Raw genomic sequence first — 1190 nt, 5'->3', positions numbered from 1 at the left:
CCGCCACCACCGCCCTGGCCGCCACGGACGAGGCGGCGGGCTCGGACCTCACCGCGCTGGGCACCGAGGTCGCGGTCGAGGGCGACGAGCTGGTGGTGCGCGGCGCGAAGCGGTGGATCACCAACGCCACCCACGCGACGTGGCTGCTGGTGCTGGCCCGGCGTCGACCGGGACCGCACTTCACGAACTTCTCGTGGGTGCTGGTGCCCGCCGACGCGCCCGGCGTGACCGTGCGGCCCGCCGACACCGACCTGTTCGCGGGCGGCGGCGTCGGGCACCTGCAGTTCGACGACGTGCGGGTGCCCGCAGACCACCTGGTGGGCAGGCCGGGCCGGGGGCTGGCGGGCTTCGCGCGGCACATCGCGGTGGAGCGGCTCGCCGGCGCGTTGTGGGCGGTCGCCCTGTGCCGGCGGGCGCTCGACGCGGCCAAGCGGTCGCTGACCGCCCGCGAGGGGCTGTGGCAGCTCGACGGGGTGCGCCAGCGGTTCGCGACCTGCCTGGTCCAGGTGCACCAGTTGCGCGCTCTGGCCGACGGCTTGGCCGAGCGGATCGCCACCGACCACGACGGCACGGCGGGCGCGCTGCTGAAGGCGTCGGTGGGCCTCACCGTGGACCGGGTGCTCGCCGAGTGCGCCCACCTGCACGGCGCGGAGGGGTTCACCGCCGCCGGGCCGCACCTGCTGCGCGCCGAGGCCGGGGTCTTCGGCGTCGGTGGCGGCGTGACGGAGGTGGTGCTGGGCGGGGTCGCGGACCAGGCGGACCGGCTGCTCGCGGAGCTGGCGCGATGAGGACGGCGGGCGTGGCGGTGGCGGGTTCTGCGGTGGCGGGTTCTGCGGTGGCAGGGCCCGGGGGAGCGGACCCGGCGGGCGCCGGGTTCGTCGTGGCGGCGGGAGCCGGGGCCGTGGACGTCCGGGTGCACGAGGGCGTGTGGGTGCGCGTCGCCGACGGCCCCACCGGTCCGCCGCACCCGGCCGACGCCCGCGCGGCCGCCGGGATGCCGCCGTGGCGCGCGCGGGAGTTCCTCGCGGGCCGCGGTGTCCTGCGCGACCTGCTCGCGGCGGTCGCCCCGTGGGCCCGGGACGCCCCGCTGACCACCACCGGCAGCGGCAAGCCGGTCCTGGCGGGCGTGCCGGGGGTCGGGGTGAGCGTGTCGCACGACGGCGGCGCGGTCGCGGCGGCCGTCGCGCTGC

General features: G+C 78.9%; 2 protein-coding genes. Both read left to right on the top strand.

The annotated features are described in order from the left end of the window. Positions 1-788 (top strand): acyl-CoA dehydrogenase family protein (locus ACFV4N_RS43945; protein WP_499678638.1); only part of this gene is annotated, 788 nt, incomplete at its 5' end. Between the two features lie 47 nt (positions 789-835). Next, a partial coding sequence (locus tag ACFV4N_RS43940; RefSeq protein ID WP_499678637.1) for a hypothetical protein occupies positions 836-1190 on the top strand: 355 nt, incomplete at its 3' end.

This window comes from Actinosynnema sp. NPDC059797 (assembly GCF_042732085.1).
GTDB lineage: Bacteria > Actinomycetota > Actinomycetes > Mycobacteriales > Pseudonocardiaceae > Actinosynnema.
This window is presented reverse-complemented; position numbering and strand designations above follow the sequence as displayed.